The sequence below is a fragment of the Pontiella desulfatans genome, from assembly GCF_900890425.1.
Taxonomy (GTDB): Bacteria; Verrucomicrobiota; Kiritimatiellia; order Kiritimatiellales; family Pontiellaceae; genus Pontiella; species Pontiella desulfatans.
On record NZ_CAAHFG010000002.1, the window covers coordinates 1,185,435 to 1,209,547 of the forward strand.

Sequence of the window (24,113 nt, forward strand, 5' to 3'; positions counted from 1 at the left end):
AGTAATGGAAGACGTGAAGCTGACCCAATATAGCCATGGCGCCGGATGCGGTTGCAAGATTTCGCCGGAGCTGCTGGAATCGATTCTGGAAACCTCGCGCCCGGCGCTGCCGCATCCCAACCTGTTGGTTGGGAACGACAGCAAGGACGATGCCGCCGCCTTCGATCTCGGCAACGGAACCTCGGTGCTCAGCACCACGGATTTCTTCATGCCGATCGTGGACGATCCGTTCACCTTCGGGCGCATCGCCGCCACCAATGCGCTTTCCGACATCTATGCCATGGGCGGCAAGCCGCTGATGGCCATCTCCATCTTTGGCTGGCCCATCAACAAGCTCCCGGCCGAGGTGGGGCGGCAGGTGATCGACGGCGGTCGCGCCGCGTGCGACGATGCCGGCATTCCGCTGGCGGGCGGCCATTCGATCGATTCGCCGGAGCCGATCTTCGGGCTGGCCGTAACCGGCATCGTCGACAACGTGAACCTGAAGCAAAACAACACGGCCGAGGCTGGGTGCGAAATGTTCCTCACCAAGCCGCTGGGCATCGGCATCCTGAGCACGGCGCAGAAAAAGGGCGTCATTGCGCCCGGCCACATCGACCCGGCGGTGGAAAGCATGTGCACGCTCAACAGGATCGGCGCGGAGATCGCCCAGCTCGATGGCGTGGTGGCCATGACGGATGTGACCGGCTTCGGACTGCTCGGCCACCTCGGCGAAATCTGCGCGGGCAGCGATATTTCGGCGACCGTGCAGTTTGACCGGGTGATGCAGTTGCCGAACGTCGGAACCTACCTGGCGCAAGGGTGCATTCCCGGCGGCTCGAAAAACAATTTCAAGAGCTACGGCCACACCGTCGGCGAGCTGACCGACGAACAGCGCGGTATCCTCTGCGACCCGCAAACGTCCGGCGGACTGCTTTGCATGGTCAAGCCCGACTCGGTCGATGAGTTTTTGGCGCTCACCTCATCCGCCGGCCTCGAACTCGAATCCATCGGCCAAACCCGTACGCGTGGTGACAAGCTCATCGAGGTTGTGTGAAACAGAATAATTATTCTGTCATCAAGTGACTGCCGAGAAGGAAGGCTTGCAAATGGCTAAAACTACGAACGATTTCCACCGCATCGTCGTCGGGGACATTCCCCTGATCGACGTGCGCGCCCCGGTCGAGTTTGCGGAGGGGGCGTTTCCCAATGCGGTCAACCTGCCGCTGATGAACGACGAGGAGCGGCGTCTCGTTGGCATCTGCTACAAGCAAAAGGGACAGGCCGCTGCAATTGCCCTCGGCCACGAACTCGTCAGCGGTGCAGTAAAAGAAGGGCGGATCGCGGCCTGGAAACAGTTTGTTGAAGAACATCCTGAAACCTTGATCTATTGTTTTCGCGGTGGACTGCGCTCCCAGCTGAGCCAGGAGTGGGCTTCAGCGGCGGTCGGTCGCGAAATCCCCCGGCTCGAAGGCGGCTACAAGGCGTTCCGCAACTATTTGATCGGCCACCTGGAGCCGGGCTGGTTGAGCAGTGTTCCCGTGGTGCTGGGTGGGCGCACCGGTTCCGGGAAAACGTTGCTGCTCCAGCGGCTGGACAACGTGGTCGATCTCGAAGCGCTGGCCAACCACCGGGGCTCCTCGTTTGGCCGGTTTATCCATCCGCAGCCGACGCAGATTGATTTTGAAGACCGGTTGGCCTGGGCGCTGATCCAGCACGAAGAAGCAGGGCATCGACTCATGGTGGTGGAGGACGAAGGGCGCCACGTCGGGAGCCGCTATATTCCGCGGCCGCTGGTGGAATATTTTTCCGCCGCGGATGTGGTTCAGCTCGAAACCCCGTTGGCGGAGCGCGTGCGGATTACCTTCGATGAATATGTTGTTTCCGCGCAGGAAAAGTTTGGTGCGGAGTTCGGCGGCGATGGGCTTGCCCGATGGCTGGAAGATATCCAAGGCAGCATTCAGCGCATCCGCAAGCGCCTCGGCGGCGAACGCCTCAAGCGCGTCAACGGGTTGCTCCAAGCCGCCTACGAACACCAGCTGGCCTCCGGCGACCCCGACGAACACAAGCAATGGGTCGAGCTGCTGCTCGTCGAATACTACGACCCGATGTACGACTATCAACTGGAGAAAAAGAAACAGAAGATTGTCTTCCGCGGTGGTGCGGATGATGTTTTTGGTTACATAACCAGTTTAGAAAAATAATTGAACAGAAGAGCGCAAAGAACGCGAAGGTTGGATCCCAGTAAAAGCCGCTTTGCGTACTTTGCGGTCTTCTGTAGAAAGTCCGTCAGAGGAGGAATCATGAAGAAGACGTTTTTAATTACGAGTGAATTTCTTGGAGTAGGTGACGATGAACTGGGTGCAACGCTCATGGGTTCGTTCCTGCGCAAGCTTTGCACGGCGGAAGCGCTCCCGAAGGAAATCATCTTCTACAACTCCGCCGTCAAACTCCTTGCGGAAGGCTCCGCCGTGCTCGACGCCATCGAGATGCTCTCCAAAAAGGGCGTCGGCCTGACCGCCTGCGGCACCTGCGTCAACTTCTATGGCCTCGCCGACAAGATGGAACCGGTCAACATGGGCGACATGGCCGGCATCATCCACGAGCTCATGGCCTCCGGGCACGTCGTCACCGTTTGAGGAACGTTCGAAAAAGGTATGTAGTCCCGCCTTCAGGCGGCCCGTCCGGTAGAGAATATGTGACGCAGGCTTTCTTGCCTGCGCAGGGCAGACAAGAATGTCTGCCCCACTAAGCCGCCTGAAGGCGGGACTACAAGCTTTTTTCCTGCCGCCAGCAGTAGAGGACGGGCACGACGAGCATGGTGATGGTCTCGATGAGCATGCCGCCGAAGGAGGGGATGGCCATCGGCACCATGATGTCGGAGCCGCGCCCGGTGGAGGTGAGCACGGGCAGCAGGGCGAGGATCGTCGTTGCGGTGGTCATGAGGCAGGCGCGTACGCGGCGGTTGCCGGCCTGGATGACCAGCTCGCGGACTTCGGCCGGGTTTTTGGGGGTGTTGTCGCGGAAGGTTTGGGTGAGGTAGGTGCCCATCACGACGCCGTCGTCGGTGGCGATGCCGAAGAGGGCGAGGAAGCCGACCCATACCGCAACGCTTAGGTTGATGGCATGCACCTGGAACAGGTCGCGCATTTCGGTGCCGAAGAGGTTGAAGTCGAGGAACCACGGCTGGCCATAGAGCCAGAGCAGGATGAATCCGCCCGACCACGCAATGAACACCCCGGTGAAAATGAGCACTGTGGTGGAGACGGACTTGAACTGGAAGTAGATGATCATGAAGATGGCGAAGAGCGCGATCGGCAGCACCATCGAGAGTGTCCGGGCGGCGCGCTGCTGGTTTTCGTAGGAGCCGGCAAAGCGGTAGCTCACCCCCGCCGGAACGTCGAGATGCTCCGCCAGGTGGGCCTGGGCGGCTTCGACCACATCGACTTCGGCAAAGCCGGGTTGCTTGTCGAACACGACATAGCCGACGAGGAAGGTGTCCTCGCTCTTGATGTTTTGCGGGCCGCGCACATATTGGATTTCGGCCAGCTCGGTGATCGGGATTTGCTGCCCGGCGCTGCCGGGCACGAGGATGCGGTCGAGCGCCTCGATGTGGTCGCGCAGTTCACGTTGATAGCGCACGCGGACGGGGAAGCGTTCGCGCCCTTCGACGGTGCTGGTGACCTTCCTTCCCCCAATGGCGATTTCAACTACGTCCTGGAATTTGCGGATGGGGATGCCGTAGCGGGCGAGCGCCTCGCGGTCGGGTACGATTTCGAGGTAGGGCTTGCCGACGATGCGGTCGGCGATGACGGCGGCGGGTTCGACCGAGGGCACCTCCTTGAGCAGTTTTTCGATTTCAAGGCCGACGCGCTCGATGGTTTCGAGGTCGGGGCCCTGCACCTTGACGCCCATGGGTGCGCGCATGCCGCTTTGCAGCATCACGATGCGCGCGGCGATCGGCTGCAGCTTCGGCGCGGAGGTGGTGCCGGGGATTTTTCCGGCTTTGACGATCTCGTTCCAGATGTCGTCGGGCGAGCGGATGTGGTCGCGCCACTGGCGGACTCTGTTGCCATCGGCGTCGATTCCGTATTCGGATTTATAGTTGATGACGGTTTCGATCATCGAGATCGGCGCGGGGTCGAGCGGCGTTTCGGCGCGGCCGAGCTTGCCGACGGCGGACTCGATTTCGGGGATCGATTGGAAGGCGATGTCCTGCTTTTCCATGATGTCGAGCACCTCGCCGATGGAGGCGTGGGTCATGGTGGTGGGCATCCAAAGGAACGAGCCCTCGTCGAGGCTGGGCATGAATTCCTTGCCGAGCGTCCGCCACGAGCCGATGCCGGCCAGCAGCAGGCCGAGGGGCGCCAGCAGGAACAGCAGTTTATGGTCGAGGCACCAGCCGAGGATGCGGGTGTAGAAATATTGGAAGATGTTGAACACGAGCAACAGGCCGCCGATGATCAATGCCACAAACAGTAGGTTCCGAAGGGGGTTGCCCATGCCGAGCGGTTCCCATTCGAGCGTGAGCCAAACGCCGACGAACAGGATGGTCAAGATGATGGGAATGAATCGCGTCCTGCGTTTCGTCGCCGTTGGTTTTGTTCTGCCAAAAAAGGTGTGTGCGAGTACGGGCAGGATGGTGAGGGCGATGATGATGGAGGCGACGAGGGCAGTCGTCTTGGTGAAGGCGAGCGGTTTGAACAGCTTGCCCTCGGCTCCGATCATGGTGAAGACGGGCAGGAAGCTGATCACCGTGGTGAGCACGGCGGTCAGCACCGCTCCGCCCACCTCGGAGGCGGCGCGGTGAACCACTTCCAGGCGGGATTCATCGGAATCGGCTTTGTCGAGATGCTTGATGATGTTTTCGCAGATGACGATGCCCATATCGACGATGGTGCCGATGGCGATGGCGATGCCGGAGAGGGCGACAATGTTGGCTTGCACGTTGAACAGCTTCATGCCGATGAAGCAGAGCAATACCGTGAGCGGCAGCATGGTGCTGATGACCAACCCGCTTCGCAGATGCATGACCATGATGAGCACCACGATGATGGTGACCAAGATCTGTTGCACGATGGCTTCGTTGAGCGTGTTGAGCGTTTCGTAGATCAGGCCGGTGCGGTCGTAGAACGGGACGACGGTGACCTGGCTCACGGTGCCGTCGGCCAGCGTCTTTTGGGGAAGGCTCCGGGCGGTGGCGGCAATTTTATCCTTTACGTTCTGGATGACCTTCAGCGGGTTGTCGCCATAACGCGCGACGACTACGCCGCCAACGGCTGGCGCACCGCCCTTGTCGAGCGCCCCGCGCCGCTGCGCGGGGCCGAGGGCAACGTTGGCCACGTGTTTGACCAGCACCGGGACGTTGTCGGCGTTGACCTTGACCACGCTGTTCCCGATGTCGTCCAACGACTGGATAAAGCCGATGCCGCGGATGAAATATTCGACCGAGTTGACCTCGATGCTTTTTGCGCCGACGTCGATGTTGGCGCCCTGGACGGCGCGGTGGATTTCGTCGATGCCCACGCCAAAGGCGCGCATGGCATCGGGATCGACATCGACCTGGTATTCGCGGACGTGCCCGCCGATGGAGGCGACTTCCGCGACGCCCTCGGCGGAGAGCAGCCAGTAGCGGGCGTACCAGTCCTGGATGGTGCGCAGCTCTTCGGGATCCCATCCGCCAGTCGGGTTTCCTGCGGGGTCGCGCCCTTCGAGGGTGTACCAGAAGACCTGTCCGAGCGCGGTGGCATCGGGGCCGAGCGCGGGTTGCACGCCTTCGGGCAGGGTGCCGGCGGGCAGGCTGTTGAGCTTTTCGAGCACGCGGGTACGCGACCAGTAAAACTCCACCTCCTCCTTGAAGATGATGTAGATGCTGGAGAAGCCGAACATGGAATAGCTGCGGACGGTTTTAACGCCAGGGATGCCGAGCAGCTGCACGGTGAGCGGATAGCCAATCTGGTCTTCGACATCCTGCGGCGAGCGCCCCATCCATTCGGTGAAAACGATCTGCTGGTTTTCACCAATGTCGGGGATGGCATCGACCGATACCGGGTAGCGCTGCAGCTCGCCGAGCTTCCAATCGAACGGGGCAACGAGGATGCCGGCAAACACAACCGCCACCGTGAACAACACGACGACCAGCCGGTTTTCCAGGCAAAAGCGGATCAACCTGCCGATTGGGGAGCGTTGTTCGGGAGTGTGGTTGCTGCTCATGGCCGCTCCTTTCGGAAGGGGAACCACGGAATACACAGAATACCTAGCGCGGCATAGCCGCAACCAAATTGTTTAGAACCACAGATTAACACCGAAGACACGAATTTTTTCACCACTGAGAACTCAGAGACACAGAGCATCCTAATCCTCTGAGCCTCTGTGTCCTCTAGCGCAGCGAGTGGTGAAAACTTGTCAGGAAAACAAGAAATTGACGGATCGTAGTACGGAAGCGGTGTGGTTTGAGGATTGGCCACAAAAGAGCGCAGAGGACACAAAAGAAACAGCAGCATAGAATCTTTGTTTTCTATGCGTTCTTTTGTGGCTAAGAAATCTGTCGTTGGGGAATTAATGTGCATGCTGGTGCTCCACTTGCTCCAGAACAACGCCTGCGGCCTGCATCTGCTTCAGGTATTTCCCGGGATCTTCCTTGAAGGTGGAGTCGCAGCCGGGGCAGCAGAAGTAGATCCGCAGGCCTTCGTGGTCGACGTAGACCTCCTTGTTGACCGGGTTGCCCATGACCGGGCAGTGGGTTTGCGCTCTTGGCTCCTGGCTCCTGAACGACATCATGCTGGGTTTGGCTTGGATCTGCAGTTCGGCGTCGAGTTTGAAGGCGCCGCGGCTGACGACGCGCTCGCCTTCTTCGAGCCCGCTTTCAACCACGTAGAAATCGCCGAGCCTTGCGCCCAACCCGACCTCCCGCCCTTCGTAGGTCGGTTTTTCCTGGTCGGGGATCTCGACATAGACGACGGCGCGCTTGCCGGTCTTCAGCGCGGCGGTGGCGGGGATAAGCAAGGGGGCGTTGGCCTCGGCGGCGGCAACGTAGCCGAGCGACTCGGCGCTGACGAGGGGCATGCCGCAGACGTCGCAACTACCGGGCCCGTCCTTCACCACTTCGGGGTGCATGGGGCTGATCCATTTGCCGGCGAGGTCGGGATCCATCACCCTCCCGCCGTCGGCGACGCGTGGGCGGGCGATGGCGCGCACGAACATGCCGGGCTTGAGGCGCCCGTCGTTGTTTTCGACCACGACGCGCACCTTGGCGGTGCGGCTCATCGGGTTGACCATGGGGGCGATGAAGGAGATGGTGCCCTCGAAGGTTTCGCCGGGATAGGCTTCGGTGGAGAATTCAACCGGGCTGCCGTAGCGCAATCCGTTGAGGTCGGATTCGTAGGCGTCGAGCAGGATCCAGACGCGGGACAGGTCGGCGATGGTGAAGAGCTTGGTTCCAGTTTCGACATACATCCCTTCGGAAATATTCCGATGGATGACGATTCCGCCGGCGGTGGCGTTGATGGTCATGTGGTCGGTGGCCGTTCCGCGTTTTTCGAGTTCCTCAATCTGTGTGGTATCGAATCCCCAGAACCTGAACTTTTCGCGGACGGCATCCACCATTTCCGGGCTTCTACGGATGGCGTGGAGCAATTCCTTCTGGGCATTCACCAGTTCCGGGCTGTAGAACTCGGCCAAATGGTCGCCTGCCCTCACCGGCATGCCGGTGTAATCCACAAACAACCGGTCAATGCGTCCGGGAACCCAGGCGGAGATGGTGGAAACGCGGGTTTCGTCGTAGTCCACCTTGCCGACCATGCGGATTTCGGCTTCGGCAAAGCGGCGTTCAACCACGGTGGTTTCGAGCTCCATCAGGCTCGCGGCATAGTCGCCAACGCGGATTTCCCGCTCACCGCCTGAATCCATTCCCGATTCGAGGGGGATGAGATCCATGAAGCAGATGGGGCACTTCCCTTGCTTTGGAAGTTGGATCTGGGGGTGCATGGAGCACGTCCATGTTTCCGGGGCGGATTGTTCCGAGGGGGGGAGGGGGTGCGAGGAAGAGGGGGTGACATAGCCGCGGATAACAAAGCCGGCGCCGAGGGCGAGGGCGATGACCAGGATGGTTCTTGCGGTCTTCATTCCTTTGCCGGGGCTTTTTCGAATTCCACGCCTTGGTCTTCGAGGCGCTTGATGTATTTGTCCGGATTGGCTTTAACCTGGTTGATGCAACCGGAACAGCAGACATAGACCCGTTTGCCCTTCACGTCGATGTACCGGTTCCTATCGATGGGCTGCCCCTTCATGACCGGGCAGGTGGTCTGTTTTTTCGGTTCCGGTTTCTTTTCTTCGCCCGCCCGGGCGGCCAATGCGAATGGTAGGGCGGCGATGGCGGTGAATGCGGTTTTTCTGTTCATGGCAGGTTTCCTTTCTATTTTTCCATCCGTTTGATGACGGTCATGATTTCTTCGAGCTTTTCGTCGATGATGTCTGCGTGCTGTTCCGCGAGTGCATCGGCGACGCAATGTTTGAGGTGCTTTTCGAGAATGATCTTGCTGACGGATTGCAGCGCCGAGCGCGCAGCCTGGATCTGGGTGATGATATCGATGCAGTATTCCCCGTCGTCGATCATGCGCTTAACGCCTTTGATCTGCCCTTCGATGCGGGAGAGTCTCGCCATGTTTTCCGAGTGGGTGGTGGTGTGGCCTTTCATCCTTCAGTCTCCGGTTGTCCAAAGCGATAGATACCCCCGGAGGGTATAATGTTCAAACAAAAACATGAGTAATAACATCGCAGAATAGGGAAATGTATTCCGGTGGCGGTTCTGCAAAAAAAACGCCGGGCGGAGCGGCGGTTCAGGCGGTGGGGGTGAACCGGCGGATTAGGAGGCGGCGTCTTTTTTACGGGCCTGGTGGAGGCCTTCAAAAAAGCAGCGGGCGTTCGTGCCGAGCGTCTGGGTGCGGTAGCCGCCTTCCTGGACGATGAGGATCGGCAGCTCCATGGCGCCGATCAGGGTGCCGTTCCTGTGGAAATCCTTGGCGACGAGGTTCCAGCTTCCCGTGGGATCGCGCTTGGCGGTATCGAGCCCGAGGGCGATGACGAGATAGTCGGGCTTGAAGGTGGCGATGCGCTTGAGGGCTTTGGCCAGGGTTTTCTGGTAGAGCTCGACGGAGCAGTCTTCCGGCAGCGGCAGGTTCATGTTGAACCCTTTGCCTTCGCCTTTGCCGGTTTCGGCGGCGTTGCCGGTAAAGAACGGGTAGGCGTAGGAGGGATCGCCGTGGATGGAGACGGTCAGTATGTCGGGCCGTTCGTAGAAGATGTCCTGGGTGCCGTTGCCGTGGTGGAAGTCAATGTCGAGTACGGCAATGCGTCCGTAGTCGGAGAGATATTCCGCGGCGGCGGCCGTGGAGTTGAAATAGCAGAAGCCGCCGAATTTGCTCCATTCGGCGTGATGGCCCGGGGGGCGGACGAGGGCGTAGCTGAGGTCGTAGTCTTCGAGCAGCATTTCGGCGGCGGTCACCGCGCAGTCGACGGCGCCGGAGGCGGCGAGGTAGGCGTTGCGGTTGAGCGGGGTGGTCGTGTCGGTGCAGAAGCAGCCGATCTGAACCTCGACATCGGTTGATTTCCGGTAGCGGTTGCGGCCGGGAAAGACGGAGGGATAGATGGATTTGTCGACCGGGAGCTGTTTGCAGACATCGTGAAGGAAGGAGAGATATTCCGGGTCGTGGATGCGGCGCAGCAGCGCGGCGGGCGTTTTGCGGGGTTCGACGCGTTCAAAGAGGCCGGTCCGGCTGATCTCCTTGAGGATCTGCGGCAGGCGAATCGGCGATTCGAGGTAGCCCTTGTCGGAGACGTGGTGGATGGCATGCCCTTCGTTGACCACCAGTGCGATGGCGGTCTTTTCGTGTTTGTGCACGGCGGCGGGCTTGGCCTTGTAGCGCGGGGCGCGGAGGATGGCGGGATCGTCGCGGAAGGATTCCACCACCTCTTCCACCTGCTCCTTGGGGACAATGCCGTGGTACTTGCGTTCGAGGATGGCGCGGACAACGGCTTGGGCCAGCGGGAGGCGCAGCGGTGCGCCGGTGTCGAGCGCGTCGTACATGAGGTAGTACAAATCCTTGTCGCCCGGCTTCACGGGCGTGTCGTAGGCGTTGTTGCAGACGGGATAGACGCCATAGCGCTCGTAAAACTTCATCCGCAGCTGATTGTTCTTGAGGGTGGCGGGGTCTGCGACCCGGTCTTCATCGATGCTGCATTCGAAGAACAGGCCGTTGACCTTCAGCTTGGCCGACTCCTCCCTGATCCGTTCGTAGAGCAGGCTGCCGATGCCGCCGCCGTTTTTCCGGGGGGCGGCGGAGATGAGTTCGAGATAGGTGACGTTGATGTCGGCCATGTGCAGCATGAGGGCAAAGCCTTTGACGTTGCCGGCGGTGTCGTCGGCGACGAACAGGACGGAGCGGTATTTGTATTTAACGGGGTCGTGCAGCTGCAGCGGGAGCTTTTCCATATCCTCGCGCCGCGCGGTGGGGAACTGTTGCTGGATGATCGCCTGCACCTGCGTAATGGCGTGGCGGTTGGCGACGGACGTGTCGTCGTAGATTTTTCGGATGCGAAACATGCTCTGTTCGTGCTGGCCGAGCGGAACCGCCCATTACTGCACGACCTCCTGGTTGGCGGGCATTCATAATCCAGCGCTGATCCGATCTCAAGGGGATAGTGCGGAATTCCAGCGCTTCGCCCGCCAGTCCCGTTCATGATGACTCCGGGGTGGAGGCCCCGGTGGCGTTGCTCAATCCGGAACGACGGGCCTTTTCCTTTTCATTTATGGATTTGTATCGGGGGCGCGGAACCGGTAGAAACACGGGTTCTTGATTTTGACGGGAAAACCGTCGGTTATCGGTTTGGGGTTATCCGTTATTAGGGGGACTCTCCAACGGATAACCAACAACCAGTAACTGACAACGGTAAAAGCGGAACTTTTATGAGAATACTATCGGGCATACAGCCTTCGGGCAAATTGCACATCGGCAACTATTTCGGGGCCATGAAGCCGTGCATCGAACTGCAGGAGCAGGGCGACGCCTACATTTTCATTGCCAACTACCACGCGATGACGACGGTGCAGGATGGCAACGCCCTGCGCGAAATGACCACCGATGTGGCCTTGGACTTCCTCGCCGCCGGGATCGATCCCGAGCGGACGGCGTTGTATCGCCAGAGCGATGTGCCGGAAGTGCACGAGCTGGCCTGGCTGCTCTCGACCGTCTGCCCGATGGGGCTGCTGGAGCGCTGCCATTCCTACAAGGATAAGATTGCTAAGGGCATCTCGCCGATGCACGGCCTGTTTGCCTATCCGGTGCTGATGGCCGCCGACATCCTGGCGGTGCAGTCGAACGTGGTGCCGGTCGGCAAGGACCAGAAGCAGCATGTGGAAGTGACCCGCGACCTGGCGGTCAAGTTCAACAACACCTTTGGCGAGGTCTTCACCATTCCCGAGCCTTCGATCCGCGAACACGTCGCGGTCGTGCCGGGCGTCGATGGGCAGAAGATGTCGAAATCGTACGACAACACCATCGAAATCTTCATGGAAGGCAAGCCGTTGAAGAAACGGGTGATGTCGATCCTGACCGACAGCAAGCAGCTGGAGGATCCGAAGGAGCCGGAAACCTGCAACGTCTTTGCGCTCTGCAAGCTGCTTTCAACGGAGGAGGAGCAGGCGGCCTTGGCGGAACGCTACCGCGCCGGCGGCATGGGCTATGGCCACGCCAAGCTGGAACTGCTCGAAAAGATCAACTCGCATTTTGCCCCGATGCGCGAAAAGCGCCGCGAGCTGGCCGCCAATATGGATTATGTGGAAGACGTGCTGAAGACCGGTGCCGAAAAGGCCTCCGTCCTCGCCCGCGAAACGCTGAGCAAAGCCCGACACGCCGTCGGCCTGCAATAGGGAATTTTCACAGGACGATTGATAACAGGACTATTCGGATGCAATGTGGAATCGTCCTGTTATCCATCGTCCTGTAAATATAATGAGTTCACAAATGGAATTAATCAAAGACGACTACAAGGTCTCGCTCGAAGTGTTCGAGGGGCCGCTCGATCTGCTGCTTTACCTGATCAAGAAGGATGAGGTGGATATCTACGATATTCCGATTGGCCGCATCACCGATCAATATATGGAATACCTGCAGTTGATGAAGGTGCTCGACCTCAATATTGCCGGCGATTTCATCGTGATGTCGGCGACGCTGATGCTCATCAAGAGCCGCATGCTGCTGCCGGTCGACGAGCGCAAGGAGCAGGAGGAAGAGGACGAGGAGGATCCGCGCTGGGATCTGGTCCGCCAGCTGGTGGAATACAAAAAATTCAAGGATGCCGCCGATTATCTTGAAGACCTTGAACTGTACCAGGAAAACGTCTTTGGACGGGAGAGCGACCATGTGGAACTGGGGGCCGCCCCGGAGATCGACATGCGCGATGCCAGCATCTTCGACCTGATCGCCTCGCTGAACGAGGCCCTGGGCCGCGTCCAGGAAGAAGACCTGCAGGAAATCTTTGCCGAGGAATACACGGTTGGCCAAAAGGTGACCTATATCGTCGAAAACCTCAAGGTGGTCAGCCGCATGTGCGTCAGCGACCTTTTCGGCGGCATGGTGTCGAGGCAGGAAATCGTCTGCACGTTCCTGGCCGTGCTGGAGCTCATCAAGCTCAACAAGATTGCCTGCGTGCAGGATGCCCACTTCGGCGATATTGTCGTGGAGCCGCGCGAACCCGATCCCGAGCCGACGCTTCCGCCGGAGGAACCGGAAGAGCCGCATCCGGAGTTTTCGCTGGGCGACGAGCGGATTGACATCGACGATGACTTCGATGAAGAGGACGAATTGGATGACGAAGACGAGGATTTCTAAATGTTTTTCGACCACGGAGACACCGCGGCGCAGGGGAAACTGGTTTTCTTTGCCCCGTGCCGCTGCGTCCCTTTGGCAAGATTGTCCTGGAGATGGATATGAGTGAAAGCACGGTAGATATACTTCCGGAGTTGAAGCAGATTGTCGGCGCCCTGTTGTTCGCGGCCAAGGAGCCGCTCACCATCAAGCGCATGCGCAAGGCCATGATTGAAACCGGGAATGGGTTTGGCGGTCCGTACGAGCAGTATGCCAAGGCGACCGACGCGCAGATCGAGGGCGCGATCGACCAACTCGTGGAGGATCTGGAAAAATCCAAGGTTGGGCTGGGCGTGGCCTTGGTTGGCGGCGCGTACCGACTGCAGAACGATGCCGCGTGCGGGCCGTTCGTCCGTGCATTGCTGGAAAAGAACCAAACCATGCGCCTCTCCAAACCGGCCCTGGAAACCTTGGCCATTGTTGCCTATCGCCAACCCTGCCTTCGTTCGGAAATCGAAGAGGTGCGCGGGGTGTCGGTGGATGCCGTGCTGCGCAAGTTGATCGATATGCAGCTGGTGCGCGTTGTGCGCCGCAGCGAGCTTCCGGGACGTCCGTGGTTGTTTGGAACCACGCAAAAATTCCTGGAACATTTTGGCATCAACAACATCGACGACCTGCCCGGCAGCCAGGAGCTGAAACGGGCCATGCCGGTGGAGGAAAAGAAAAAGGAAACCACGGAGAGCTTCCAGGAAATCGAAGAGGATTTGGCGAAGCATGTTCCGGACGAGGAGGAAAGCTCCGACGAATCAATGGCCGCGCTCGACGAAGAAATCGAAGCGGAGGAAACCGCCGTAACGACTGAAGAGTCGGAGAAGCAGGATTAAATGACCGCAAAGACGCGAAGGAGCAAAGGATCGGGAGTCTTTGTTTCTTAGCGTCTTTGCGGTCGAAATATCTACGAGGACACAGAATATGAATCTTGATCATTTGAGAAACGAAATCGACTCGCTCGATTCGGAAATTGTTAAGCTGCTCAACAAGCGCATCAATGTTGTGTTGGAGATTGGCGAGGAAAAGAAAAAGGCCGGCGCGGAGGTCTATGTGCCTTCGAGGGAACGCGCCGTATTCGAAAAAATCAAAGCCTTGAACCAGGGGCCCTTGCCGGACGAAGCGGCGCATGCGATCTACCGCGAAATCATGTCGGCCGCGCTGGCGCTTGAAACCGAAATGAAGATCGCCTATCTCGGCCCCGAGGCCACCTTCACCCACCAGGCCGCCCGCAATAAATTCGGCGTGAGCGTCGACTATATCTCGACGAGCACCATCAGCGAAGTGTTCAATTGCGTGCAGAACCGAACCGCCGACTATGGCGTCGTGCCGGTCGAAAATTCGACCGAAGGCGCCGTGACGCACACGTTCGACCAGTTCGCCACAACCCCGCTCAAGATTTGCGCGGAAATCTATCTCCCCATTTCCCTGACGCTCCTTTCCAATCAGCCCAGCAATGAGATCAACCTGATCTTCAGCAAGCAGGAGGTGTTCGGCCAGTGCCGCAGCTGGCTGACGGCCAACATGCCCAACGTAAAGCTTTCCCCGGTGGAAAGCACCACCAAGGCGGTGCAGCTGGCGATCGAAACGCCCGGTGCCGCCGCTATCGCCAGCGTCATGGCTTCGGATATGTACAACGTGGACGTGCTGGCCGAGAACATTCAGGACATGCAGGGCAACACCACCCGCTTCCTGATTATCGGGCAGGAATACAGCGCACCCACCGGCGCCGACAAAACCTCCATCGTCTTCGGCGTGAAGCACAAGGTCGGCGCGCTCTACGATGCGCTCTCCGTCTTCAAGGCCGACAACATCAACATGACTAAGATCGAGTCGCGCCCCAGCCGCAACAAGGCCTGGGAATACTATTTCTTCGTCGATATCGACGGCCATGCCGACGACCCCGAAGTGGCCCGCGCCCTCGACGAGCTCCAGGAGCACTGCACCCTCATGACCGTCCTCGGCTCCTATCCCAAGGCGGAAACCTAGGCCTGGTCGTTCCCCTTGGATGGATGCGTTCGCATGGCCGTACGCACCACCCTCCGGGGCGGCGACCCTAAAAAACGCTCTTCCGAGAACAACCCTATTTTTTGCTGAGTTTGCGGCCGAAGGTAACGCACACCGCGCCTTCGATGAAGATCAGGATTCCGAATAGGCCAAAAGGCGGCCTGGCGGCAACGAGGGCGGCAACGGCCACAATTATCAGCCCGGCCCCGTTGATCATGAACCGGTTGACATACTTTTTCGGGTCGTCGGACTCCCATCCTTTTTTCAGCAGCGTCTTTTGGCTGACATAGTGTATGGCCAGCGCGATGCAGAGGATCGCCAGCATGAGGGGGGCTGGTATATTCATGGGTTAGCTTTCACTCTTGGGTTCAACCGTCTCGGCATGGCCGAGGTTTTTCCTGGGGGCGATGATGTCGCGCACGCGGCGCTTCAGGTCTTTCAGTTCCGGCAGTCCGCGCTCGGTTTTGCGGTCCCAGACCTGTTGGCCGTTGGCGTAGATCCGCCAGATGCCGGGCACCTCGCTCGGCTTTAGCACGGCTTCGTCGATATCGCCCTCGAACGTCTGTAGCAGCTCCTGCGCGATCCAGGCCGAGCGCATCATGAACTTGCACTTCGAGCAGTATTCGACCGTTACACTCCGTTTTTCCATAAACTCGCCTCCAATTGGAATAGGCGAATTATAACCACGAAGGCACACAGAGCACGAAGGGTTATTTCCATTTTCAATCAAATGGGTGGTGGAGCTTCGTGTCCTCCGTGCCTTTGGGGTGAAAAACTTTTCCGAGGTGGAAAATGCGCTCCTTTTTGGGAATGAGCGGGTTACGGCGTTGTCTAAATAAGGCGGTCTTCTTGAGACAGGATTATCTTTGAACAGAGCCGCCCAAAGGGTAGTCTACCTGTGCAACGCGAGCGTGACGCCCGGAGGGGTGGACTGCTCGACATCTGAATAAACCTAACAGGAAAGGAAATGATGGTATGACCACATCAAAACTGACGACTCCCGCAATCCCTGTAAAAGTTCAGTTCCGGCACATGGACGAATCGAAAAAGGTGGTTTGGCTGGTGAATCAGATGATGGAAAGGTTTACAAAGTTTCCCATACGCGGCGCATCGGCCACGGTGACGGTCGATGAAACCCACCACCGCGAAAACAACGGCGTTTTCCAGGTTAAGATGAAGCTGACCATTCCCGGCGAGCGCATGTATACCGCGCACAGCTCGGAAAAAACCGGCATCCACGACGGTGTATACAGCGCCATCGCCGATGTCTTCCAAAGTATCGAGCGCCAGCTGATCAAGCGGCACGATAAGCGCTCCAGCCACCGCAACGCCAAAGCCGCATAATCCCATCTCCCCCGCAAAAAAGAGCCCTCCGGATTTCCCCGGGGGGCTTTTTGTTTGTCCGGCAAAGCCGACAAACCCGGTCGCTTGAAAGAGAGCGGCGATGCCCCGTCCGAGGGGAAATCAATCCGAATCGCAACTGCGTCGCTGGTAACGGCGGGGTGGCAACGAAGCGATAGGAAGTGGATGGTACATAGCGCAAGCGAACCAGATACGGCAGGCACGGGGCGGCGAGTGCGCAAAATAGGACGACGCCCGAATCTCGGACAGACCGTGCATGTGAGTGAGGATGGGATTATCCACTGGGATCGGTGTATTAACCGGAGAAGCCCGGCATCGTTTCCGTTTCGGCGGAATCGGCTGGCTCAAGAGGAAGCTCAAGAGCCGGGCGGTGCAGGGAGGCAGATGAACCCGTAGTAGTGATGAAGTTCCGGCCTGTGAAAGCCTGCGAGGGTGCGGAGGGTAAAACCGGGACGACCCGTTGTCTGATCGGCGGGGACGGTCGATGGCCAAAAGCGTCGGCTGGATGCGAAGGGGTGAAGTCTACTTGAAAGTCGTTGGAGTCGAAAGGAGATGGTTCTAGAGAGGCAAGCGGCTCGACGGAGTCGGCATGTGGTCTTCGGCTGACCGGGAACGGGAGGGCTGGGGGCAAACTGTGCTCAACGGAGTAGGCCGGGTGAAACCGCATAAAAGCAATCTCGCCCCGCCAACCCTACGACTGTAGTGGCAAGTGACTCTTAGAGCCACCTGCGGTTCTGGGTACCACCGCTACATTTAAGCGCTGTCACAACGTCTTCTGCTTCCTTCCGCAGCTCATTGATGGCCTTGAATGCAGCCTCGGTTTTTTCTTCAGAAATATCGCCATCCATCTTCGCCTGCTCCGCCAGATCCGATAGGGCAATAACATCAACCAGCAATAACGCTAGCTTATTGTAAACGGGGATTCATTCAGTTTATATTCCTTCATGGACTTACTCCTTTATCGTTCGCGGCGAACGCCTTTGAATTTTGTGCCATCGGATTTTTGATCCATAAAGCGACCTGTGCTGGTATCGCGCTTAATATAGCGCCCGTTTTGAGGGTTGTAGGTTTGGGTGCGTCCACGCACCGCGCCATTGCGATGCCCATCACCACTAGGTGGATTTGTAGCCATGTTTCTGTCTCCTTGCCTTGCGGCAATAGTTGTTTTTACTAGTTGAACAACAGAGACCGTCTGGTAAGTTCCTCGATTCTCAGGCGATGGAAGCTGTTCCAAGCAGCTCTGTTGCGGGCAGCCTTGTGCTGCCCTTTTTGTTTTGGCGCATAACGCACTAGGTGTGCCAGCACTCAGTACCCCCTAAATCTATAAATTCCTTTGTTATTCTCTATATTCATTTTGCGCTGAACAAATTGTGCGGGCGTGTTTGTCGCACTCTCATGGCGCAGGTGTGCCACGCTGTCCCTCCGTTAGTTTGATGATAAATTCACTCACCACTTCAGCTGTAATTCGCTCATTTATTTGTTCAATGGCCTCGGCAGCTTCCTTTGCATATTCGGGATCAAGCTTCCCGGCTTGGCAAAGTTCGAGCATGAGCTGGAGGCCCCAGTAGACGGGGATGCCGGAGGTCTTGCATTGTTTGTGCAGGGGCTTGTCACTGGTCCAGATGGCCCAGTGGTTGTCGCGGGCGATGGCGAAGCAGAGTTTGTCGACGTGCGACAGCGCGCCGCCACGGATGGAGGCTTCTTTAAGTTGCTCGTAGGTTTCTTCGACGATTTCCATGCCGAGGGCTTCGGCTTGGTCTTGGGTTAGCTGGTCAACCTCGTTGAGGATGGAGCGGGGGAGTTTGATGGGGAAGAGGTGCTCCGACACGAGCCGCAGTACCAGTGTCCGTTCGACCGAAATATAATCGATCAAAACATTGGCATCGCTAATCACGGCGGCGGGGCGGTCGGTCATCTACTTGCTTCCTCTCCGCCTTCTGTGTATTTCGTGTCTTCCGTGGTTAGACGTATTCCGTACTGTTGTCTTGCGTTCCTTTGTGCATTTTCGTGGCCGATCAAAATCACCTTTTCATTTGCAACGAAGCTGGAAACATCGTCTACATTCTTTGCGGCAAATGGGTTCACGAAACGATCTCCCACGAGTTGAGACGGGCGCGCATTTCCTCGATGCCGACGTCCAGGATTTCGGCGGCACGGCTGACGGTGATGAGTGCCTTGTCGAGTGCGTCGCGGACGAGCGAGCCCAGGCGGTCTTCCATTAGGTCGAGCGGATCGAGGTGGAGGGGTTCTTCGGTGCGGCTTGGCGGCGGGGCCGGCGAGACGCCTGCGGTACGGGGCCGGGGTGCTGGATTGAGGGGCGGCTCCTCTTTCCAGTGGAGCTTTTGGCCGTAGCGGGTCTCATAGTCGGCTCGGAATTGTTTATAGATGGCGGGGGATTCGGCTTTGCCCAGGTCGACGAGCTGATGCAGGACGGCTTGGTAGCTAACCTTGAAATGCCGCTTGGTTTTAAGCACGGCATCGACCCAATGCAGGCCGCGGTTTTCGTTCCATTCGGCAAGGAATTTCTTTTCGGGCATGAGGAAGGCGGCGGCAAAGGTATCGGCTTCGCGCTCTTGCTCGTCGCTGAGTTCGTCGGGACTTTTTCCATAGCTCTCCTTGTGCAGGATCAAATGACCAAGCTCGTGGGCGATGGAAAAGATTTGCCGCTCGACGGAAATCTTTTGGCTGGTATTGATTGCCATGGCGGGGCCGCCGTCGGCCTCGCCGATGGAAAGGCCGAAGAGTTCGGACATTTGGAAATCGAAGAGGAAGATTTTGATTCCGCTGTTTTCAAGCAGCTCGCAGATGTCGGGGACGCAATCGCATTTGGCGCCATCGCCCAGTAGCGCAGTCCGCAGTTTTTCCGCCGCGTTTTGGGGATTGGTTCCTTTACGAATGTTCGGTAGCGCAGCTCGTTTGCCGGTGCCGAGCATGGATTCGAGTTCGTTGAAGTCCTGCAGCCAGTTGCCCGCGCGTACGACCACTTGGTTCCCTTTTGCTCTTTCCTGCTCGGTCATCTCCTTATTGGCGCGGTAGCGCAGGGATTTTAGTTTGGGCAGGGGGGCGAGTAGGTCGAACGCCGGGACTTTCAACGCGGTTGCCAGCGCCTGCAAGGTTCCTTGGCGCGGATTGGCATTGCCTTTTTCCAGATTCCGGTAGGCCACGCGGCTGATCCCGGCGGCATCGGCCAGATCCTGCTGGGTCAGGCTGTTCAGTTTGCGCAGTCGCATCAGATTAATCGCCAGTTCGTTCATGGTTCCGTCCCCTCGGGCTTGGTTGAGCGTAAAATGGCAAAACTTATCAAAATGTCAAAACAAATTTAAAATGACAAGTAAAGGGGCTTTGTGGAGCGGGCTTTCTTGCCTGCTCTGGGCAGACTGGAAAGTTGGCCCCATGTGGTGTGCCATCGTGTCCCATGTGTGACACGGGGAGGGGCGGAAGTGGGACATGTGGCGCAGTTTCGCTCTGGGCCATACTGTTTTAAGTTTTGGGTGGTTAAGTTTTAAGTCCTTTGTTTGCAGTGCCTAACGACTCACGCACTACGCATCACGTCGGGTGGCACACCCGTTGCTAAAGGGGGCGTGTCACAAACGACACCATTTTAAATTAGGAGACTAACAATGAGCACAGCAGGATCTAAAGTATTGGGTATCGACCTCGGTACCACCAACTCGTGCATGGCGGTGATGGAAGGCGGCGAGCCGACCGTTATCCCGAATGCGGAAGGCGGACGCACCACGCCCTCGATCGTGGCTTTCACCAAGAGCGGTGAGCGCCTGGTCGGCACCGCGGCCAAGCGCCAGGCGGTAACCAACCCGCAGCACACGATCTTTTCGATCAAGCGCTTCATGGGGCGCAAGTTCGATGAGGTGGAACACGAAATCCACCTCGTTCCCTACAATGTGGTAAAAGCCAAGAATGGCGACGCGCATGTTAAGATCGACGACAAGGTCTACAGCCCGCCGGAAATTTCGGCGATGATCCTTCAGAAGTTGAAGGCCGACGCGGAAGCCTATTTGGGCGAAACCGTTTCGCAGGCGGTCATCACCGTTCCGGCCTACTTCAACGATTCGCAGCGCCAGGCCACCAAGGACGCCGGCAAGATTGCCGGACTTGAAGTGCTGCGCATCATCAACGAGCCGACCGCAGCCTCGCTGGCCTATGGCCTCGATAAGAAGTCGGAAGAAAAGATTGCGATCTACGACCTCGGTGGCGGTACGTTCGACGTGTCGATCCTCGATATCGGCGACGGTGTGTTCGAAGTGACCGCGACCAGCGGCGACGGCCACCTGGGTGGCGACGACTTCGACCAGAAGATCATCGACTGGCTCGTGGCCGGCTTCAAGGCGGAGCAGGGCATCGACCTTTCCGCCGACCCGATGGTGCTGCAACGCCTGAAGGAAGCGGGGGAGAAAGCCAAGTGCGAACTTTCCAGCTCGCAGTCCACCGAAATCAACCTGCCGTTCATCACGGCCGATGCTTCGGGGCCCAAGCACTTGAACGTGACCCTCTCCCGCGCCAAGCTCGAAGAACTCTGCGACGACCTGATTACCAAGGCCATCCAGCCGGTTCGCTCTTGTTTGGCTGACTCAGGCCTGAGCGCTTCCGAAATCAACGAAGTCATTCTCGTTGGAGGCTCGACCCGTATGCCGAAGGTGCAGAATTCCGTTAAGGAAATCTTTGGCCAGGAGCCGCACAAGGGCGTGAACCCGGACGAAGTGGTATCCATCGGGGCCTCCATCCAGGGCGGCGTTCTGAAGGGCGAAGTGAAAGATGTCCTGCTGCTCGACGTGACTCCGCTGACGCTGGGTATTGAAACCATGGGCGGCATTTCCACCCCGCTCATCGAGCGCAACACCACCATCCCGGCGAAGAAGAGCGAAATCTTCTCCACCGCCGCCGACAACCAGCCGGCCGTGGAAATCAAGGTGCTGCAGGGCGAGCGCAAGATGGCCAACGCCAACAAGACCATCGGCAGCTTCAACCTTGACGGCATTCCTCCGGCACCGCGCGGCACGCCGCAGATCGAAGTGACCTTCGATATCGATGCCAACGGCATCGTGAAGGTGAGCGCGAAGGATCTCGGCACCGGCAAGGAGCAGCACATCACCATCACCAACTCGAGCGGCCTGTCCGATGAAGAGATCGATGCGATGATGAAGGATGCCGAAGCGCACGCCGCCGAAGACGAAAAGTTGAAGGGGCAGATCGACTTGAAGAACCAGGCGGACTCCACCGTCTTCCAGACGGAAAAATTCCTGAAGGAAAACGCCGACAAGGTTTCGGCGGAACAGAAGGCGGAAGTCGAAGCCGCGATCGAGCCGGTGAAGAAGGCGATCGAAGCCGAAGACTACGAAGGCATGAAGACCGCCCTCGACGCCCTCAACGAAAAGATGCAGGCCGCGGCGACTGAAATGTATGCCAATGCCCAGCCAGGGGCCGACGGGGCCCCGGGAGCGGATGCCGGTGCATCGGCGGGCGGCGAAAAGCAGGCTTCCGATGTTGAGGAAGCCGACTTTGAAATGGTCGACGAAGACGAGAAGAAGAAGTAGAACGTTCAACTTCGAACTCTGAACATCTTAAGGTGTTCAGGGTTGGCAGTTCGGAGTTCGATGTTCGAAGTTCAATTTATTAGTGGCGGGCGACCGCTGAAAATCTAAAACCTAACAAGGAGAGATAGTTCCATGAAGATTAAACCATTGGGTGAACGCGTACTGGTTGAGCCGGTGAAAGAAGAAGAAGCTGTTAAGGGCGGTATCATCATTCCCGACAGCGCCAAGGAAAAACCGCAGGAAGGCAAAGTGATTGCCGTCGGCACCGGCAAGATCGATAAGGACGGCAAGAAAGTCCCTTTCAATGTCAAGGTTGGCGATATCGTGCTGATGCCGAAATACGGAGGAACCGAAGTCAAGGTTGACGGCAAGGAATATCAGATCATGCGCGAAGACGATATCCTCGCGGTAATTGGATAAATCAAAATTCTAATTTCCAATACCTAAATTCTAAACAAATCCAAAAGGCCAATTTCCAATGTTCGGAAACAAGGGTCTTGGATTTTGAGCTTAGTGATTGGGATTTGTTAATCGACGAAGGAGATTAAGATTATGGCTAAACAGATTGTATTTGATGTAGAAGCTCGCGACGCGCTGTTGCGCGGTGTTGAAAAGCTGAGCAACGCAGTGAAGGTTACCCTCGGCCCGAAAGGCCGCAACGTGATTCTCGATAAGAAATTCGGTTCCCCGACCGTCACCAAGGACGGCGTTTCCGTTGCGAAGGAAATCGAACTCGAAGACCCCTTCGAAAACATGGGCGCGCAGATGGTTAAGGAAGTGGCCTCCAAGACTTCCGACATCGCCGGCGACGGCACCACCACGGCAACCGTTCTGGCTGAAGCGATTTATCGCGAAGGCCTCAAGAACGTGACCGCCGGCGCCAACCCGATGAGTCTCAAGCGCGGCATCGACAAAGCCGTCGAAGCCATGGTTGTCCAGCTCGGCAAGCTCAGCAAGACGGTCAAGACCAGCGAAGAGGTTGCCCAGGTCGGCACCATCTCGGCCAACGGCGACGAAACCATCGGTAAGATCATTGCCGAAGCCATGGAAAAGGTCGGGAAGGACGGCACCATCACGGTTGAAGAAGCCAAGTCCATCGAGACCAGCCTCGACGTGGTTGAAGGCATGCAGTTCGACAAGGGCTATCTTTCCCCCTATTTCGTGACCGACGCCAATACCATGGAAGCGGTTATGGAAGATCCCTACATCCTGCTCTTCGAAAAGAAGGTTTCCAACCTGCAGGACATGTTGCCGTTGCTCCAGAACGTGGCAAAGACCGGCAAGCCGTTCATGATCATCGCCGAAGACATCGAAGGCGAAGCACTCGCTACGTTGGTGGTCAACAAGCTGCGCGGCACCCTGAACGTCTGCGCTGTTAAGGCGCCCGGCTTCGGCGACCGTCGCAAGGCCATCATGGAAGACCTCGCGGTCCTGACCGGCGGCAAGTTCATCACCGAAGACCTCGGTATCAAGCTCGAAACCGTATCCATCGACGACCTCGGTTCCGCCAAGCGCATCACCGTGGGCAAGGATGACACGACCATCGTTGAAGGTGGCGGAAAGGTTGCCGCCATCAAGGCGCGCATCGACCTGATCCGTCGCCAGATCGAAGAAACCTCCTCCGACTACGATCGCGAAAAACTGCAGGAACGTCTGGCCAAGTTGGCTGGTGGTGTTGCGGTCATCAACGTTGGCGCGGCTACCGAAGCTGAAATGAAGGAAAAGAAAGCCCGTGTTGAAGACGCACTGCACGCCACCCGCGCCGCAGTTGCCGAAGGCATTGTTCCCGGTGGTGGCGTTGCCCTGATCCGTGTTCAGAAAGCGATCGACAAAATTGACGTTGAAGGCGATGAAAAGATCGGTGCAGACATTGTTCGCAAGGCGATCGAAGCACCGCTTCGCCAGTTGGTGGCCAATGCCGGTGAAGAAGGTGCCATCGTGGTGCAGGAAGTCAAAAAGAGCAAGCAGAGCATGGGCTACAACGTGGCGACCGGTGAATATGTCGATATGATCGCCGCAGGCATCATCGACCCGGCCATGGTCACGCGTTCTGCCCTGCAGTTCGCGGCCTCCATCTCCGGCCTGCTGCTGACCACCGAAGCGATGATCACCGACCTGCCGGAAAAGGCAGCCCCTGCAATGCCCGACATGGGCGGCATGGGCGGTATGGGCGGCATGATGTAGGAAAAAAACGTTGGAGTGCTGCGGCTCGCAGCCGCTTTTAAAAGCGCAGTCGAGCCTGCGCACTCCAAGGTGCATATCCGCTCCCTTCCAGGGGAGCGGATTTTGTTGTAAATGGCGT

Annotated in this window: 22 protein-coding genes; 11 read left to right on the plus strand and 11 right to left on the minus strand. The window is 58.0% G+C overall.

The features are described from left to right. Positions 1-4: 4 nt before the first annotated feature. The 3 genes from selD to E9954_RS20420 all read left to right on the plus strand — a co-directional run bounded on the left by selD (position 5) and on the right by E9954_RS20420 (position 2,618). Positions 5-1,036 (plus strand): selenide, water dikinase SelD, encoded by a 1,032-nt coding sequence (selD, locus tag E9954_RS20410; protein ID WP_136081117.1) that lies wholly within the window; start codon positions 5-7, stop codon positions 1,034-1,036. Between the two features lie 52 nt (positions 1,037-1,088). Next, entirely contained in the window at positions 1,089-2,183 is a 1,095-nt protein-coding gene (mnmH, locus tag E9954_RS20415) for a tRNA 2-selenouridine(34) synthase MnmH (RefSeq protein ID WP_136081118.1), read from the plus strand. Between the two features lie 99 nt (positions 2,184-2,282). Continuing rightward, positions 2,283-2,618 carry a DsrE family protein gene (locus E9954_RS20420; RefSeq protein WP_136081119.1) on the plus strand — a complete coding sequence of 112 codons (336 nt, stop codon included), beginning with the start codon at positions 2,283-2,285 and terminating at the stop codon, positions 2,616-2,618. A 130-nt stretch (positions 2,619-2,748) separates the two neighbouring features. On the opposite strand, the gene E9954_RS20425 is transcribed toward E9954_RS20420, so the two are convergent. From E9954_RS20425 to E9954_RS20445, 5 genes are all read right to left on the minus strand, one after another. Then, the gene (locus E9954_RS20425) at positions 2,749-6,192 is read right to left on the minus strand and encodes an efflux RND transporter permease subunit (RefSeq protein ID WP_136081120.1); all 3,444 of its coding nucleotides are present in this window, start codon (positions 6,190-6,192) and stop codon (positions 2,749-2,751) included. A 345-nt stretch (positions 6,193-6,537) separates the two neighbouring features. Next, positions 6,538-8,103: an efflux RND transporter periplasmic adaptor subunit gene (locus tag E9954_RS20430; protein WP_136081121.1), complete on the minus strand. Its 1,566-nt coding sequence runs from the start codon at positions 8,101-8,103 to the stop codon at positions 6,538-6,540. Next, entirely contained in the window at positions 8,100-8,378 is a 279-nt protein-coding gene (locus E9954_RS20435; protein ID WP_136081122.1) for a hypothetical protein, read from the minus strand. The genes E9954_RS20430 and E9954_RS20435 overlap by 4 nt, the downstream gene beginning before the upstream one ends. Before the next feature lie 14 nt (positions 8,379-8,392). Then, positions 8,393-8,674 (minus strand): metal-sensitive transcriptional regulator, encoded by a 282-nt coding sequence (locus E9954_RS20440; protein ID WP_136081123.1) that lies wholly within the window; start codon positions 8,672-8,674, stop codon positions 8,393-8,395. Positions 8,675-8,842: 168 nt separating this feature from the next. Then, positions 8,843-10,579: a histone deacetylase family protein gene (locus E9954_RS20445; RefSeq protein ID WP_136081124.1), complete on the minus strand. Its 1,737-nt coding sequence runs from the start codon at positions 10,577-10,579 to the stop codon at positions 8,843-8,845. Between the two features lie 363 nt (positions 10,580-10,942). Here E9954_RS20445 and trpS point away from each other — a divergent pair, with 363 nt between their 5' ends. The 4 genes from trpS (at position 10,943) to pheA (ending at position 14,879) form a co-directional block, all read left to right on the plus strand. Then, positions 10,943-11,905, plus strand: a complete 963-nt coding sequence (gene trpS, locus E9954_RS20450) for a tryptophan--tRNA ligase (RefSeq protein WP_136081125.1) — start codon at positions 10,943-10,945, stop codon at positions 11,903-11,905. A gap of 94 nt (positions 11,906-11,999) precedes the next feature. Beyond that, positions 12,000-12,866 carry a segregation and condensation protein A gene (locus E9954_RS20455; protein ID WP_222847256.1) on the plus strand — a complete coding sequence of 289 codons (867 nt, stop codon included), beginning with the start codon at positions 12,000-12,002 and terminating at the stop codon, positions 12,864-12,866. Between the two features lie 98 nt (positions 12,867-12,964). Then, positions 12,965-13,726, plus strand: a complete 762-nt coding sequence (scpB, locus tag E9954_RS20460) for an SMC-Scp complex subunit ScpB (RefSeq protein ID WP_168442450.1) — start codon at positions 12,965-12,967, stop codon at positions 13,724-13,726. 88 nt (positions 13,727-13,814) lie between these two features. Continuing rightward, the gene (gene pheA, locus E9954_RS20465; protein ID WP_136081127.1) at positions 13,815-14,879 is read left to right on the plus strand and encodes a prephenate dehydratase; all 1,065 of its coding nucleotides are present in this window, start codon (positions 13,815-13,817) and stop codon (positions 14,877-14,879) included. A 94-nt stretch (positions 14,880-14,973) separates the two neighbouring features. On the opposite strand, the gene E9954_RS20470 is transcribed toward pheA, so the two are convergent. After that, positions 14,974-15,243, minus strand: a complete 270-nt coding sequence (locus tag E9954_RS20470) for a hypothetical protein (RefSeq protein ID WP_136081128.1) — start codon at positions 15,241-15,243, stop codon at positions 14,974-14,976. A gap of 3 nt (positions 15,244-15,246) precedes the next feature. Then, complete coding sequence (locus E9954_RS20475; RefSeq protein ID WP_136081129.1) at positions 15,247-15,546, minus strand: SelT/SelW/SelH family protein; 300 nt, start codon at positions 15,544-15,546, stop codon at positions 15,247-15,249. Positions 15,547-15,872: 326 nt separating this feature from the next. On the opposite strand from E9954_RS20475, the gene E9954_RS20480 reads away from it, so the two are divergent. Next, positions 15,873-16,241 (plus strand): HPF/RaiA family ribosome-associated protein, encoded by a 369-nt coding sequence (locus E9954_RS20480; protein WP_136081130.1) that lies wholly within the window; start codon positions 15,873-15,875, stop codon positions 16,239-16,241. 734 nt (positions 16,242-16,975) lie between these two features. On the opposite strand, the gene E9954_RS33525 is transcribed toward E9954_RS20480, so the two are convergent. From E9954_RS33525 to E9954_RS20490, 4 genes are all read right to left on the minus strand, one after another. After that, a complete protein-coding gene (locus E9954_RS33525) occupies positions 16,976-17,107 on the minus strand; it encodes a hypothetical protein (RefSeq protein WP_281281250.1) in 132 nt (43 codons plus the stop codon). A 110-nt stretch (positions 17,108-17,217) separates the two neighbouring features. After that, a complete protein-coding gene (locus E9954_RS32670; RefSeq protein ID WP_168442451.1) occupies positions 17,218-17,391 on the minus strand; it encodes a hypothetical protein in 174 nt (57 codons plus the stop codon). Positions 17,392-17,652: 261 nt separating this feature from the next. Further along, on the minus strand, positions 17,653-18,174 hold the full coding sequence (locus E9954_RS20485; RefSeq protein WP_136081131.1) for a hypothetical protein: 522 nt from the start codon (positions 18,172-18,174) through the stop codon (positions 17,653-17,655). A 166-nt stretch (positions 18,175-18,340) separates the two neighbouring features. Continuing rightward, complete coding sequence (locus E9954_RS20490) at positions 18,341-19,513, minus strand: XRE family transcriptional regulator (protein WP_136081132.1); 1,173 nt, start codon at positions 19,511-19,513, stop codon at positions 18,341-18,343. A 366-nt stretch (positions 19,514-19,879) separates the two neighbouring features. On the opposite strand from E9954_RS20490, the gene dnaK reads away from it, so the two are divergent. The 3 genes from dnaK to groL all read left to right on the plus strand — a co-directional run bounded on the left by dnaK (position 19,880) and on the right by groL (position 23,995). Then, entirely contained in the window at positions 19,880-21,811 is a 1,932-nt protein-coding gene (gene dnaK / locus E9954_RS20495; protein WP_136081133.1) for a molecular chaperone DnaK, read from the plus strand. A gap of 132 nt (positions 21,812-21,943) precedes the next feature. Next, on the plus strand, positions 21,944-22,231 hold the full coding sequence (gene groES / locus E9954_RS20500) for a co-chaperone GroES (protein ID WP_136081134.1): 288 nt from the start codon (positions 21,944-21,946) through the stop codon (positions 22,229-22,231). Positions 22,232-22,360: 129 nt separating this feature from the next. Further along, the gene (groL, locus tag E9954_RS20505; protein ID WP_136081135.1) at positions 22,361-23,995 is read left to right on the plus strand and encodes a chaperonin GroEL; all 1,635 of its coding nucleotides are present in this window, start codon (positions 22,361-22,363) and stop codon (positions 23,993-23,995) included. Positions 23,996-24,113 lie beyond the last annotated feature (118 nt).